General features: G+C 39.6%; 16 protein-coding genes. 11 read left to right on the forward strand and 5 right to left on the reverse strand.

Annotation, left to right across the window (positions count from 1 at the left end; all coding sequences use genetic code 11):
• The 5 genes from B0181_RS07765 to B0181_RS11920 form a co-directional block, all read left to right on the forward strand.
• Positions 1-225 (forward strand): type II toxin-antitoxin system RelB/DinJ family antitoxin (locus B0181_RS07765; RefSeq protein WP_143821583.1); only part of this gene is annotated, 225 nt, incomplete at its 5' end.
• Positions 226-349: 124 nt separating this feature from the next.
• A complete protein-coding gene (locus B0181_RS07770; protein ID WP_078276945.1) occupies positions 350-1,006 on the forward strand; it encodes a TnsA endonuclease N-terminal domain-containing protein in 657 nt (218 codons plus the stop codon).
• Entirely contained in the window at positions 993-3,707 is a 2,715-nt protein-coding gene (locus tag B0181_RS07775) for a TniB family NTP-binding protein (protein ID WP_078276946.1), read from the forward strand. Before B0181_RS07770 ends, B0181_RS07775 begins: the two co-directional genes overlap by 14 nt.
• Positions 3,668-4,849, forward strand: coding sequence for a TniQ family protein (locus B0181_RS07780; protein ID WP_078276947.1), 1,182 nt, complete (start codon positions 3,668-3,670; stop codon positions 4,847-4,849). Before B0181_RS07775 ends, B0181_RS07780 begins: the two co-directional genes overlap by 40 nt.
• Positions 4,824-6,269 (forward strand): hypothetical protein, encoded by a 1,446-nt coding sequence (locus B0181_RS11920; RefSeq protein WP_143821584.1) that lies wholly within the window; start codon positions 4,824-4,826, stop codon positions 6,267-6,269. The genes B0181_RS07780 and B0181_RS11920 overlap by 26 nt, the downstream gene beginning before the upstream one ends.
• Before the next feature lie 19 nt (positions 6,270-6,288).
• Here the strand turns inward: B0181_RS11920 and B0181_RS12110 are convergent, their stop codons facing one another.
• Positions 6,289-6,462: a hypothetical protein gene (locus B0181_RS12110; RefSeq protein ID WP_158078952.1), complete on the reverse strand. Its 174-nt coding sequence runs from the start codon at positions 6,460-6,462 to the stop codon at positions 6,289-6,291.
• A gap of 159 nt (positions 6,463-6,621) precedes the next feature.
• On the opposite strand from B0181_RS12110, the gene B0181_RS07800 reads away from it, so the two are divergent.
• From B0181_RS07800 to B0181_RS07820, 5 genes are all read left to right on the forward strand, one after another.
• Entirely contained in the window at positions 6,622-7,272 is a 651-nt protein-coding gene (locus B0181_RS07800; RefSeq protein ID WP_078276951.1) for a LexA family protein, read from the forward strand.
• 110 nt (positions 7,273-7,382) lie between these two features.
• Positions 7,383-8,654 (forward strand): Y-family DNA polymerase, encoded by a 1,272-nt coding sequence (locus tag B0181_RS07805; protein ID WP_078276952.1) that lies wholly within the window; start codon positions 7,383-7,385, stop codon positions 8,652-8,654.
• 22 nt (positions 8,655-8,676) lie between these two features.
• Positions 8,677-8,943, forward strand: coding sequence for a HigA family addiction module antitoxin (locus B0181_RS07810; protein WP_078276953.1), 267 nt, complete (start codon positions 8,677-8,679; stop codon positions 8,941-8,943).
• 36 nt (positions 8,944-8,979) lie between these two features.
• Complete coding sequence (locus tag B0181_RS07815) at positions 8,980-9,192, forward strand: hypothetical protein (RefSeq protein WP_078276954.1); 213 nt, start codon at positions 8,980-8,982, stop codon at positions 9,190-9,192.
• A gap of 33 nt (positions 9,193-9,225) precedes the next feature.
• On the forward strand, positions 9,226-9,741 hold the full coding sequence (locus B0181_RS07820) for a hypothetical protein (protein ID WP_078276955.1): 516 nt from the start codon (positions 9,226-9,228) through the stop codon (positions 9,739-9,741).
• Between the two features lie 60 nt (positions 9,742-9,801).
• On the opposite strand, the gene B0181_RS11925 is transcribed toward B0181_RS07820, so the two are convergent.
• The 4 genes from B0181_RS11925 to B0181_RS07835 form a co-directional block, all read right to left on the reverse strand.
• On the reverse strand, positions 9,802-10,011 hold the full coding sequence (locus tag B0181_RS11925; RefSeq protein WP_143821585.1) for a hypothetical protein: 210 nt from the start codon (positions 10,009-10,011) through the stop codon (positions 9,802-9,804).
• Between the two features lie 467 nt (positions 10,012-10,478).
• Positions 10,479-11,114: a hypothetical protein gene (locus tag B0181_RS07825; protein WP_211276077.1), complete on the reverse strand. Its 636-nt coding sequence runs from the start codon at positions 11,112-11,114 to the stop codon at positions 10,479-10,481.
• Between the two features lie 7 nt (positions 11,115-11,121).
• Positions 11,122-11,928: an HpyAIV family type II restriction enzyme gene (locus B0181_RS07830; RefSeq protein WP_078276956.1), complete on the reverse strand. Its 807-nt coding sequence runs from the start codon at positions 11,926-11,928 to the stop codon at positions 11,122-11,124.
• On the reverse strand, positions 11,921-12,148 hold the full coding sequence (locus B0181_RS07835; RefSeq protein ID WP_078276957.1) for a helix-turn-helix domain-containing protein: 228 nt from the start codon (positions 12,146-12,148) through the stop codon (positions 11,921-11,923). Before B0181_RS07835 ends, B0181_RS07830 begins: the two co-directional genes overlap by 8 nt.
• Positions 12,149-12,290: 142 nt before the next feature.
• Here B0181_RS07835 and B0181_RS07840 point away from each other — a divergent pair, with 142 nt between their 5' ends.
• Positions 12,291-13,484 (forward strand): DNA-methyltransferase, encoded by a 1,194-nt coding sequence (locus B0181_RS07840; protein ID WP_211276078.1) that lies wholly within the window; start codon positions 12,291-12,293, stop codon positions 13,482-13,484.
• Positions 13,485-13,526: the final 42 nt, after the last annotated feature.

Below are 13,526 nucleotides of genomic sequence, written 5' to 3' on the forward strand. Positions count from 1 at the left end.
TGGTGGTGGGAGTATGTCAATATGCACTTTGACCCAGTGGTTAAACAACAATTTGCACAACTGACGGCGAATTATGGCTTGACCGTTGCTCAAGCATTCAAATTGTTTGCCAATCAGTCCATCAAAACAGGCGTTTTACCCCTGTCTTTTGACTGGCAAAAACCAATAGAAAACAATGAATTAAGCATAGATAATCTAAACAGCAAGTGTCAAATCCTTAAATAAATGTCATAATATCTCTTGATTTTGTTGGTTTTTACTGGCATTATTCCTTTAATTAATGTCTTTTTTATCCCGTAATTGATGACATTTTCTTATATTCTACCCGTAATAAGCGTCATAATATTTTATGCTAAAACAAGTCCGAAAAATCAAACCCAATTACCGCAGCGTTACAGGTTTTGTCACTTACAAAGGTGAGTCTATCGCATACGAGTCGACCTTGGAAAGGGATTTTCTACTTTATCATGCTGCGTTGCCTAATGTGATAGATATCACCCCACAACCAATCAGCATCCCTTTTATAAAAAATGGGCGAACCTACGAATACACGCCTGATTATTTTGTGCAATTTAAATTAAATGATAAATTTAAACCTCGCTCATTAATGGTGGAGGTCAAACCCAAGGAAGAATGGCAGGTGAATTGGCGTGATTGGTCAGATAAATGGAAAGCAGCCATCGCTTATTGTAACGAAAATGACTTTCGATTCTCAATTTATGATGAAGATAGGATTCGCCATCACGCTCTGGACAATGTCAATTTTCTGTCGAAATACAAGAATCTAGCCGTTGACAGAAAAGAAATTAATGCCATTTTGCAACAAATTGAGATGCGAGGTGAAACTACCGTTGAAGTCATTTTAGAACTGTTCTTCAAAGGTGACATATATCGCCCTCATGGTAAGCGTGTGCTTTGGCATTTAATGTCACACAACCTAATAGGATTTGATATCTGGGAAGATATCACAAGTGAAAAATTGGAGATATACCATGTCGATTTTTGAAGATAGAGAGCTTAAAAAGCAAGATGAATCAGATCTTACCAGTATGAATAACAAAGGCGTGGTTATTAACCGTGGCACGTTGCGTCTTAGTATTGGCGGTATTTATAAGAAACAAGATAGTGATGAAGAATACCAACTGATTGAATTTGTCGATGCCAACCAAGCCTTTTTTAAAAATCTAAAAACTCTTAAAGTACAGGTGCTTAGCATTCATCAGTTTGAAAATGTACATGATGCAGATCATGCGGTGATGCGACTAGACATTGATGCAATCAGTGATAAAGAATGGGAACGGGCACAGGCTAAACACGCGGCTATTGAACCCATTTTACGATATGATGATGACTACGATGGTTATGCAGGGCTCGAAAGGCGCGCTCAAGAGTGCGGTGTGTCCGTTAGAACTCTTCAAAGATGGCTCGCAAGTTATGTAAAAACGAACTCTATTGCATCATTGATTGATAAAAAGCGTGGTTGGCAAGAAGGTCGGCGCCGTATCGACGTTGTGCAAGAGCTGATTATTGATGAAGTAATACAAGATTATTACCTCACAATTCAAAGACCAACAATTCAAGCAACCATACAAGAGGTGTTTAAGCGTTGTCATCTTTCTGGTGTAAAAAAGCCTAGTAAAAATGCCATTCGCTATCAAATTGGCAAAATTGATGAAAAAGAATATCTCAAGGCTCGCGGTTATAGATCGAGAGCGAAGAATAAATTTACACCTAAGGTTGGTAGCTTTCCGAATGTCAATGCGCCTTTGTCGGTGATTCAAATCGACCATACGCCAGCAGATATTATTTTGGTGGACGATAAGCATCGAAAACCAATCGGCAGACCGTACATTACTGTAGCCATTGATATTTATAGCCGAATGATTACAGGCTACTACATCTCTTTGGATGCACCTTCGGTGACTTCGGTAGGCATGTGTTTAACACGCAGTATCTTGCCTAAAGAAGAATTGTTATTAAGCCATGGCATTCAAGATGTCACATGGGATGTCTTTGGCATACCTAAGAAAATCCATGTGGATAATGGTTCTGATTTTAGAGCGGAGTCACTTAAACGGTCATGCTCTTTATATGGTATTGATATTGAGTTTAGACCCCTTGCACGCCCTGAATACGGTGGGCATATTGAGCGGATTATTGGGAATCTTATGCATGAGGTTCATAAATTACCAGGAACTACCTTTTCCAATATTCGCCAAAAGGATGGTTATGATTCTGAAAAACATGCCAGTCTTACCCTTGGTGAATTTGAAACATGGTTTTTAACCTACATCACCAAGGTTTATCATCAAAAACCTCACTCTGCTTTGGGTTGTAGCCCAGCCCATCAATGGCGCATCGGGATTTTTGGGGATGATGAGCACGAAGGCATTGGTATCCCAAGTATTCCAACCAGTCCGCAAACTCTAGTATTGGATTTTATGCCAAGTGTTGAGCGCACCATTCAACATACTGGCGTTACCATTGATGGGTTGCAGTACTACGATACGATTTTGAACAGTTATATCAACACCACTGATAACAAGACGGACAAAAAGCGCAAATTTATCTTTAGGCAAGATCCTAGAGATATCAGCATGGTATGGTTTTTCGATCCAAATATTAAACAATATTTTAAGATACCTTGTGCTAATCAAGCTTTTCCACCGATGAGCATTTGGGAATATAACCAGCTTAAAAAACAGGTGAAACAGCGCAGTGGTACAGTAAATGAGTCATTGATTTATCAGGCATGGGAAGAAATGCGTACAATGATCGATGCTGCTCAAAGTACAACTAAGACAGCTAGAAGACAAGCACAGCGAAGAAAAACACACATCCATGAAAAATTTCGACATATCGCTCATCTTTCTGACAAAGAGCGACTGGAATTTATTGGCTCCCCGCGTTGGATTGGTTATACCGCTGCCAACAAAGCCATTGATATTATGCAAGGCTTGATGAACACAGTCCGCCAACACCGTATGCCAAATTTATTAATCATAGGTGAGTCAAATAATGGAAAAACCACAATCTTAAATCAGTTTTCTCGTAAATTTGGCGATACTTATTTAGAGGATGATTTAGATTTGGTGATCCCTGTTGTGTTTATACAGGCTCCCCCAGCCTCAACTGAAAAGGACTTGTATATTGCTTTACTTGCCACCTTTGCACTACCAATCAAAATGAGTGATTCTGCTAGCGCTCTGCGTTATCAAGTGATTCACGCATTTCGACAATGCCGCGTAAAAATCTTAATTATTGATGAAATCCATTCATTGCTCAGCGGTACAGCCCGTCAGCAACGCCAGATTATGAATTGCATTAAATTTTTATGCAATGAATTACAGATTCCTATTGTGCTATCTGGTACGCCTGATGCGGTGAGGGTCTTACACACAGACCCTCAACACATCAGTCGTTTTGATGTGTTGCCAATTCCGATTTGGCAAAATGATGGTGAATTTAAACGTCTCGTCGGTAGTTTCGAGAGAATATTACCATTGAAAGAGCCGTCTAATTTAACCGAACCGGAAAAGCTAAATCTGATTTATAGCATCACTGACGGCAGAATTGGCAATGTAAGGCGATTGCTTAATGAATGTGCTATTGATGCCATCAAACAAGGCAAAGAAACCATCAGTGTAGAAATGATCAAGGGAAAATCATGGTTGCGTCCTACTCTGGGCTTAAGAAATCTCATGTAAAGCCTTTGTTTTTTAGAACACCGATATTTGATGATGAAAGTATAGCATCATGGTTGATCCGCGCAGCCTTCCGTCAAGGATGTTCAGTCACTACCTTTGCCAGCTATTATTGGGAAGAATATCGACTGTGGACCTTGGATGTTGATAAAGGTTTTAATTTTGTGGACGAAACAATCCATGAAGATATGGCGATACTTGCAGAAACGACCAGGGAGCGCTTTGATTTCAAAAATTTGACTTGGTTGTCTAAAGACATGTCATCCACTACAGGAAAATATCGCACCACCCCGTGGGTGTTGCCTTTATTTAAAAGAAATCGTCATGCTTTGTATGGTTATCATTATTGCCCAGTGTGCCTAGAAGAAGACAAAGTACCGTACATGCGCCTTCTTTGGCGGTACAGTTGGTACACCTATTGCCATGTCCATGCGGTTAAGATGGAAAATCGATGTCATAGCTGTGATGCTTTGTTTCAACCTGGTTTGTTGTCACAAGAGCTGCAAACAATCAATCATTGTCACAGTTGTCATGAAGTGGTCACAAATGACTACTTAAGCAACCTTTTGTTGATACCTGAAGTATTTGAATTGCAGAAACAAGCGATGCAGGTTTTAGAAGATAAACAAGCTGTTGTTTTTGGGCAGATAGTTAACGGTGTTGATTGGTTTGATCTGATTGGGTTTTTTATTACATTAACCAAAATTGCTGCGCGACATGCCGACAATCAATACAAGATGTTTAGATTGTTTAATGAGCTAGGTTTGGATACCTCAAGAGTATCGGCTTTTTCCTTAAAAGAAAGCGAGACAGGTCTTGTTTTTGAAAGCTTGCCGATCCATGAGCGCATTCGTTATCTAAGATATGCCAAAATGCTGCTAGATATACCGCTTGATAAGTGGGTTTGTGCTTGTCTGGCTGTTGAAGCCAACCAAAATAGTTTTATGTTTAATGGTAAAAAGTCTGTTCTACCTCGAGCGTTTATGCCGGTTATTAATCAACTTCCATTGGTTGAAGAACAGAAACGAGAAAAAAGACAGTTTGACAAACCAGCGACTTTGAATGCAGTGAAGAAATCTTGGGCTAGGCTTCAGAAAAAAGCAAATGCATGGGCGGAATATGAGCAACACCTCACTAGAAAATAAACAACTGACATATTGCGATGGTTGTGGCAATCTTAAGCCAGACATTCATCGCCGTTATTTAAACAAAGCCTATTGTACAGCATGTTATGTACGTTGTTTTGTCAAAAAACCATGCCCTAAGTGTGGTAAAGATGCACGCTTGCTTAAAAATGATACACACAATGTTTGTGAACGCTGCTTACGCAGTGTTCCTTGTATTCGTTGTGGGAAAGTAGCAAAAAGTACGGCCAGAACCCCGTATGGGATTGCTTGCCAATCTTGCTATCAGCGATATTTTACTGAAAAAAAGACCTGCTATGAGTGCAACAAACAAGCGGTCAATGTTTCAAGATATTCAGCCGTACCCCATGATGAACCAATTTGTGCACCATGTGCTCAAAAATACACCCATAAAACCTGCCCTTGCTGTGGTCGGTACCGAAAGCTTGTCCAAACTGATAAGGGTGAGATGTGCCAAAAATGCCATGATTTAGGGCAAATACCTTGCTCTGGTTGCCAAAAGCCAATGTGGGCGGGGCGTGGTCAGCGGTGCCATGAATGCTATCTTCGTGAACGACTGACACGAGAGATCGAGTTAAATAAACATCTGTTTAGAAATCCAAATATCAAAGAATCGTACGCCAATTTTATTGAGTGGCTTGCTGAAACTCGTGGGTATGGTTGGACGGTTGAGAAGCATTTAAAGTATATAGACTTCTTTGCACACTGTGACAAAACATGGGGTGAGATTCCAAGTTATAAAAAACTTGTCATTGAGTTTAAACCCGATGGACTAAGAACCTATCTTAATGCCCTAAGATGGCTTATCGAAACCAATCAAGTTAAGGTTGATAAGCAACTAAAGACCGAGATGGCTGAGGAACAAAGAATTGAGCAGTTGCTTGCTAAACTTGGCAAAACCACGCCACCAATCATTTTGAAATATCTTGATTATTTGCATACAAGAAGATTAGAACGTGGAACGTCCATAACAACGCTTAGATTGAGTTTACAGCCTGTGGTGGATATGTACCACCAATTTGAGCTTAAAGACGAAAATACGCCATCTCAGGCGCAATTAGATGCATATTTAGCTATCAAAAGTGGCCAGCGTGCATCTTTAATGTCATTTTTGCCATTTTTACGCAATAATTATGGCGTTGAGCTACGAGCCAAGGTTAAAGATACAAAAGACGAGTTATCCATCCAATCCAAACGCAAAGAAGTGGAAAAAAGGTTGATGGCTTTAATAAACTCGGAAAATCCCCTATCAAAGAAAGAACAGATAGAGTGGTTCATGCTCAGCATGTTATTTTTTCATAAGAAAGAAATCACCAAGAAAGCCTTAAAGAGTGCCACAATCACCGATTACACAGAGGAGGATATGTTTTTATTAGTTCATGAAAGTAAAGAGTATTGGATTCCAAAATACAAAGCTTGAAGTTGGCGTGCTATCAGATTTACTCAGCTTCGCTTAGCTTGCACACAAACTCTGTCGCCGCTCTGTTCAGCTCGTCTAGACTATCAAAAATTTCAAAATCACCACGTGCAAACTCGAGTTGTGACTGTTGTAGGCGAAGTTTGGCATACTCAGTTAAAACTTGATTAGCGCAGAGGTTGTTTTGTTGTTCCATAGTTCTATTCCCATAAAGTATTGTTGATTTATTATAACATCTTAGAAGAAAAGGTGAATAGGTCGAGGCGTGGATTGGTTTCCCTTTGTATTTAGTGAACCGCTTGACCCCACCCACCTTTTCATATATGATAACCGAAACCTTTTTCAAGACACCACCATGACCCAATCAGATGACACCCAACCCGAATCTCGTCCCAAATCCACTCATGGCGGTCGCCGTGCAGGCAGTGGGCGTAAGCCATCACCTTTTGGTAGTCCTGTGGCGAAGAAGATTCCCAGAAACTTATTACCGATGGTAGAGTCTTTAATTCAAAAGAATAAAGCAGGGAAATTGGGTGTGGTATTGACTACAGGCTCTGTACCATTAGATGCGCTTGTCGTACATCCTAATCCAACTAAGCTTGACTTACCCATCGCCACAGAGAAAATCCCTGCAGGCTTTGCTTCCCCTGCTGAGGGTTATATCGAAGATTATTTGGATTTTAATGAGTATTTGGTACGCAATCCTTCGTCCACCATCATTGCTCGCTGTGGCGGTTATTCGATGCTGGATGCTGGGATTGATAAAGATGATTTACTCGTCATTGATCGTGCCATCACCCCAAGCCATCGAGATATCGTCATGGCTGATTTGGGTTCTGAATATACCATCAAGCGATTGCATATTCTAGATGATGGATGTGTCGAACTACACTCTGAAAACAGTCGTGGTGATGAAAGCTATCCTAATTACACCTTTAGCGATGGTGATGAACTTGCTATTGTTGGTGTAGTGATGCATGTGATTAAGGATGTGCGTAAGCGATAAGCCATCAATATCACTTAACTTGTTCATATTGAAAAGAGTTACCAATTTCAAATTGCAATCTGATAAACTTTACAGTATCATATCGGTAACTTTTTTCAAGATGATACTTCATGTACGCACTGATTGATGGCAATAGCTTTTATTGCTCTTGTGAGCGGATTTTTAACCCTAAGCTTAAAAACAAAGCTGTGGTCGTTCTATCAAACAATGATGGCTGCGTGGTGGCTCGCACGGCTGAAGCCAAAGCACTTGGCATTAAAATGGGTGTGCCGTATTTTCAGATCAAAGAGCTGGTTCATCGCGGTAAAGTCATCGCCTTTTCAAGTAATTATGAGCTCTATGGTGACATCTCTGCTCGGATGATGAACACCATTGCAAGCCTTGTGCCAGCCGTTGAGATTTATTCGATTGATGAATGCTTTGCAGATTTAACAGGGATTGACCAGCATCAACTATCTGATTTAGGCAAATCCATCAAAGACAGAGTCTGGCAATGGGTTGGTATCCCTACTTGTGTCGGCATTGCACCAACTAAGACACTGGCTAAATTCTGCAATCACCTTGCCAAAAGCTATCCACAGCACTTTGGCGGCGTCGTGGTTTGGGATGATTGGTCAAAAGACATTCAACACAGAGCCTTAGCAAGCCAAAGCGTGGATGAAATATGGGGCATTGGCAGCCAAACGGCACTACAGCTTAAACAGTTAGGCATCAAAACCGCCAAAGACTTCGTCGATGCTGACAGACATCTTATCAAGCATCATTTTAGCGTCACCACCCAAAGAACTTGGCAAGAGATGAATGGTAAACCCTGTGCAGGACTTGAGATTGAAGAGCCAAAGAAACACATCATTAGAAGCAGAAGCTTTGGCAAAGCAATCACTGAGATTGAGCCATTGCAATCAGCCATCGCTTATCATATCGCTAGCGGTGCCCAAAAACTCAGAGAACAAAACACTCTGGCTCATACACTGACAGTCATTATCCGAACCAATCCATTTGGCAATCATCAGCAGTACTATGGCAAAAAGACCATTACCCTTACCAAAGGTAGTAACGATACTCGAGTATTGAACCAACATGCCCAAAAACTGCTTAAAATCCTATACAAACAAGGCTATCACTACAAAAAGTGTGGCATTGAACTTGGCGGGATTGAATCCATCCATCGTGTGCAGTATGATTTATTTGCACAACAAGATGAATTTGAGCATTTAGAAAATCAACATCTGATGCAAACGCTAGATGCCATCAATAAGCAATTTGGCAAAGGCAAGCTGATTTTAGGCTCGCAAAAGCTGTCTGATGACTGGCAGATGAATCGGGGCTTTATGAGCCAAAGGTTTACCACGCGTTGGGATGAGTTGCTGCCAATTCATTAAGTGCTTTAAAATGGAGAAGAATATGCCAAACAACAGCATGAGACCAATTCATGCGGGCGAGATACTACGTGAAGAATTTTTAAAACCTTTAGGGTTGTCAGTAGCGACTTTGGCTGAGTTTTTGGGCATTGTGCCTGATCATGTTCATGATATTATCAGTGGACGGTGTGGTATTATTGCAGACACTGCCTTGCGTTTAGCACAGTATTTTGGCAACAGCCCTAGATTTTGGTTGGAATTGCAAAATACCTATGAGCGACAACTTACTAAAACCGCCCATTTCAAATAACCTTAGAACCATCACAGCATAAAAAAGGAAACTCATATGGAACAAGCAAGCACCCAAAAGCTGACACTTCAAGACTACGCACCCAAACACTACATCGAACTATCAGAATTAGAAGAGAACTTTAATTACTGGATGGAAGTTGTTCAAAAAGATGTGATTGCTATCATAAAAGATGGAGAACCTAAATTTTGTATGATGCCTGAATTTATTTATGCACAAATAACAGCTTATACATCTTTAGATGATTGAGATGACTATCAAATTTATGACAATCTAAAACCCATGAAAGACCTACCAACGCGTATCTTTGATGCCTTTTATGAAGGGATATTGGATACTGCTGTGTTTTATAGCAGTGATGATGCGTATTTGTATCGATTGGATGAATATAGACAAGTCTTTGAAAGACTGGCTAAGGAGCAGGGCGTTTGTGTGGTTTATTATGATTTTAAAACCGCGCCTGTTGATGTGTATCCGCATTTTATGGCGCATTTGGTTCAGATAATAGATCCTTGTCAATCAAAGCCGTATAGCTTTTTAAGTGATGTCTTTAAAACCATCGCACAAGGCGAGCAAGCTTATTTTCTAATTTTGGATAACATTGAATATCTGTATCAACTTGCAGATACCCGACCTTTGACTGGATCGTTGCGCACTTGTCTTGATATTTATAAGAACAATATTTGCACCTCCGTATTTTGCCGCGATCGAACAGATTTTAACAAACTGTATTTTAGTTACAACGAGCCGTTTTATCGCTTTGGGCATTTGATTGATGTGGCAGACAAACACCCCTAAATGCAGCAAATGCAACTTCATTTAACACAACTCAAATCAAACAATCTGCCAACTTCTCAATCACCATAAATCATTATAAGCCAGTACTTCTGCCATCGTTTTTTTTGGTTCAAATGGCGGTGGCTTGGTGGGTGCCATAATTCTTGACATATCATCCAAAATCAGCCAAAGCCGTAAGAAGTTCTTCATGGAAATATGTCCAGCATCCTCAAATCGACGAATCGTTGGTGCTAGAAGCCTGATTTTTGCCGCCAAGATGCGTCGTGACATTATTTGCTCTTTTGCGTTTTTGTTTCAAATAAGCAGCTAAATCACGGCGTGCATCAAAGTCATCATATAGCTGCAGCACTATAACCTCTCTTCATCCAATGATTTTTGGATTGATAACATATTATCAAAAATGAGCGATTTTTGCCATTTTTTGATCATATATTACCAAAAAGCTGATTATGCTGTTTAGGCATTGAATGTTTTGCATTGAGGAAAGTGTATGAATTAACTAGGGCTTATGGGGTTGCATTGATATTCTATAAGCCATGCTTTAGACCAAAACACTCTGCAGGGTTTCAATTCAGCCCCTCATGGGCAATTAACTTCAAATAGAAGTATTTAAAAAAATCTTTGAAAAAACAATTAACCAAAAGAAATAAGAAATAACATTAGGAAGGATGGATAAAACCTGAAACCAAAACAGTCCAATGGATAAATTATTCACTTGTATTAAATAATCAAAATATTTAATAATGCCTGTCGTGATTTATTTGATGTGCATGCTCCATGAAAGAAGATATAGTAAAGGGGATCATTTCACGCAGGCTAAAGTGATAATTAACAACAACGCCCTTGTGGACGCCATCCACTACATCCCCCGACCCACTGCTTCTACGAAATTGTCTAACATTCCCAGAATGATCAAATATACCTTTAAATACATCAATATGATTATAGTAGAATTTTGTACCTTCCCCTGTTATACAAGGCCTATTTGATACCACCCACATAATAAAGATCGGTGCTTCCTCAATATCGCTTTGATCAATATAATGTTCCAGATCGGACCGGTTTAAAGCTACAGTCTCAGACGGTAGCAATCCGCTGTATGGTAAGTGCTTTTCGATAGTCATAAAAGTCCTTCTCTGCGCCTTAACCTCTAGAAAACACAGCAACTTCCCACCTTCTCGGTCATAAACCTCAATATCAGGGTATTGATCCCTTTCCGTTTCTACTGCATAATACCCACAATCATTGAGCTTTTCCCTAATTTTCTTTTCGTATTCTTTAGAATAATCCAGATCGCTTAAAAAATTATAAACCCCCTTTGACCTGCCATCACATTTTGTTGGACAGGTTGCGCAATTATACAAATAACTCATAGTCAACTCATCTCAAATTTTTGCCAGTTGGAAAAAGTTCAGATCTTAATTCTCTATACCTGTTATCATCAGACATTAATTTTTTGTACAGACGTGGCTCGTTTGCTTTAAGCTTACATAAGGCAGCGTAAATCTCATTGCTTGTATCGAAATCTGGAATTTGCAGTACATCTTGAGATCTTTCTATTTTGTTTCTTAATAAATAAGCGTAAATCTCCTCCCATACTTCTGGCCGATTAAATACTTCTATGAAAAGAGCACTACCATATTTGATTTCGGCAACAACATCTTTTGGCATATCATTAAGCATTTGCTCCTGGTAGTACCGTCTATTTTTAACTAAACTCTCGTCGACAAACCACATGACCGCAATAATCTGCTTACCAGGGTACTTTTCCTTTAAACAATTAACTTTTTTCTTAAAATTTAAGAATTGACCACGTTTTTTCGTACTATCGTGATCATCTCTAATTTTCTGTTCAATTAGATAAATTACATCGTCGCGTTGAAAAACTTGATCCGCACTCAAAGGGAAGCCATCTTCATCATTTCCAATATTTTTAAGGAGATTTGTGTATCCCATGTGCTCAATGTACTGAGTGATGATTTCTTCCATAAAATCCCCAAATTTAATCTCTTGACTCTGCGTGACATTCTGAATTATTTTGGTTTTTGCATTAGTTAGCCTGAAGACGCCAGTGTATCTGGTTGGGTTATTTATAATATTTATCAATAGGTTATAAATAAAATCATCGCCGAAATTACCCACTCTTTTTCTTAATATATTTGAAAACTCTTCATAAGGTTTAATCATTGTCTGCATCCGTAAAGAAATCAGCCACCTTGATTTGTAAGGCATCCGCTAATTTGTACATATTAATTAAACTAATATTCCTCTCACCTCTCTCAACACCTCCGATATAAGAACGATCGAGCCCACTATTAAAAGCAAGCTGCTCCTGACTTAGACCCTGTTTTTTTCTATGGGAGGATAGGGCTTGTCCGAACCTGATTTGATGAGGGTGTTTATTCATTTGAAGATTAAATCAAAATTATTGTGAGACATCTACGGACTTTAAGTACCATAACACTACTTTGTTAAGGAATAAAATACATGTTCCTTTATTTGGCATATAGCCACTTTATGATCATTAGTGGGTTGAGTTGAGTTGCCCTATGTCATATAATGAACCCTTTATCAAGAAAAGCTGGTTCCAACTATTTTCAGCTTCTAAATTAATAGAGAATAAAATGATCCTAAACCAAATAATAAACGGTGATGCCATCCAGAAACTCAATGAACTGCCCGAAAACTCAGTAGATCTCATTTTTGCAGACCCTCCCTATTGGATGCGCGTGGATGGTGTATTGCAACGCGTAGAAGGTACTGATTTTGATGGCTGTGATGATGAATGGGACCAATTTGATACACTTGAGCAATACGAGCAGTTTACTAAAGATTGGCTTTCTGCTTGCTATCGCGTTTTAAAGCCCAATGGTTCTATTTGGGTCATTGGTGGCATGCAGTGTGTCTATTCCATTGGTGCGATTATGCAGCAACTAGGCTTTTGGCTAATTAATGATGTGGTGTGGCATAAGAAAAACCCTACTCCTAACTTCAAAGGCACACGACTAAATAATGCTCAAGAAACCTTGATATGGGCCACTAAATCAAAAAAATCCAAATACACTTTTCACTATAAAACCGCCAAAGAGCTTAATACCGATACAGTAACTCCAGAAGAATATGCTGCTGGCGTACGCAAACAAATGGGTTCTGTTTGGCGCTTCGCAGTTTGTTCTGGCAACGAGCGCCTTAAAAATAGCTCGGGGGAGAAGTTACACACTACACAAAAACCGCAAGAACTGCTTGAGCGTATTATTGCTATTAGTAGCAATAAAGGAGATGTAGTGCTTGATCCGTTTGGTGGAACAATGACTACTGCAGCAGCAGCTAAAAAACTAGGGCGCAATTACATCACTATCGAACGCAGCTTAGAGTACTGTCACTATGGGAAGCACCGCTTAGATTCTGTTGTGTTTGATTCTTTTGAAAACCAAAATATTGCCAATGCTGTTTTTGATATCAAGCCTCTCAAGGTAACTATGAAAGATATGATTGGAGATGGCTATTTTATTGAGGGTGAATGGTTCTATTTAAAAACAGGAAACAAAGTTGCCACTCTACTCGCCGACGGCAAGCTTTTATACAACGATGAGGCAATTAATATGCATACATGTGCAGCACTAGCCAAAAAAGCAAAAGCTGAACGCTTAAATGGCTTTGACCACTGGTATGTGATGCGCGATAACGAACTAATATCCATCAATGAGATACGAAATTCTTATAGGTCTAAGCAGGCCATATAGATGCAAGGCTTGGCTTGGCCTACTTATCACCTCTAAATACCT

Origin of the sequence: Moraxella caviae, from assembly GCF_002014985.1 — a bacterium.
GTDB classification, from domain to species: domain Bacteria; phylum Pseudomonadota; class Gammaproteobacteria; order Pseudomonadales; family Moraxellaceae; genus Moraxella; species Moraxella caviae.

Bases quoted from the DNA above. Each gene is read 5' to 3' on its own strand.
- B0181_RS11920 (WP_143821584.1), top strand. From the start codon at position 4,824: ATGAGCAACACCTCACTAGAAAATAAACAACTGACATATTGCGATGGT.
- B0181_RS07825 (WP_211276077.1), bottom strand. From the start codon at position 11,114: ATGAGTTATTTGTATAATTGCGCAACCTGTCCAACAAAATGTGATGGC.
- B0181_RS12110 (WP_158078952.1), bottom strand. From the start codon at position 6,462: ATGGAACAACAAAACAACCTCTGCGCTAATCAAGTTTTAACTGAGTAT.
- B0181_RS11925 (WP_143821585.1), bottom strand. From the start codon at position 10,011: ATGTCACGACGCATCTTGGCGGCAAAAATCAGGCTTCTAGCACCAACG.
- B0181_RS07805 (WP_078276952.1), top strand. From the start codon at position 7,383: ATGTACGCACTGATTGATGGCAATAGCTTTTATTGCTCTTGTGAGCGG.
- B0181_RS07775 (WP_078276946.1), top strand. From the start codon at position 993: ATGTCGATTTTTGAAGATAGAGAGCTTAAAAAGCAAGATGAATCAGAT.
- B0181_RS07800 (WP_078276951.1), top strand. From the start codon at position 6,622: ATGACCCAATCAGATGACACCCAACCCGAATCTCGTCCCAAATCCACT.
- B0181_RS07830 (WP_078276956.1), bottom strand. From the start codon at position 11,928: ATGATTAAACCTTATGAAGAGTTTTCAAATATATTAAGAAAAAGAGTG.
- B0181_RS07780 (WP_078276947.1), top strand. From the start codon at position 3,668: ATGGTTGCGTCCTACTCTGGGCTTAAGAAATCTCATGTAAAGCCTTTG.
- B0181_RS07770 (WP_078276945.1), top strand. From the start codon at position 350: ATGCTAAAACAAGTCCGAAAAATCAAACCCAATTACCGCAGCGTTACA.
- B0181_RS07840 (WP_211276078.1), top strand. From the start codon at position 12,291: ATGTCATATAATGAACCCTTTATCAAGAAAAGCTGGTTCCAACTATTT.
- B0181_RS07835 (WP_078276957.1), bottom strand. From the start codon at position 12,148: ATGAATAAACACCCTCATCAAATCAGGTTCGGACAAGCCCTATCCTCC.
- B0181_RS07820 (WP_078276955.1), top strand. From the start codon at position 9,226: ATGAAAGACCTACCAACGCGTATCTTTGATGCCTTTTATGAAGGGATA.
- B0181_RS07815 (WP_078276954.1), top strand. From the start codon at position 8,980: ATGGAACAAGCAAGCACCCAAAAGCTGACACTTCAAGACTACGCACCC.
- B0181_RS07810 (WP_078276953.1), top strand. From the start codon at position 8,677: ATGCCAAACAACAGCATGAGACCAATTCATGCGGGCGAGATACTACGT.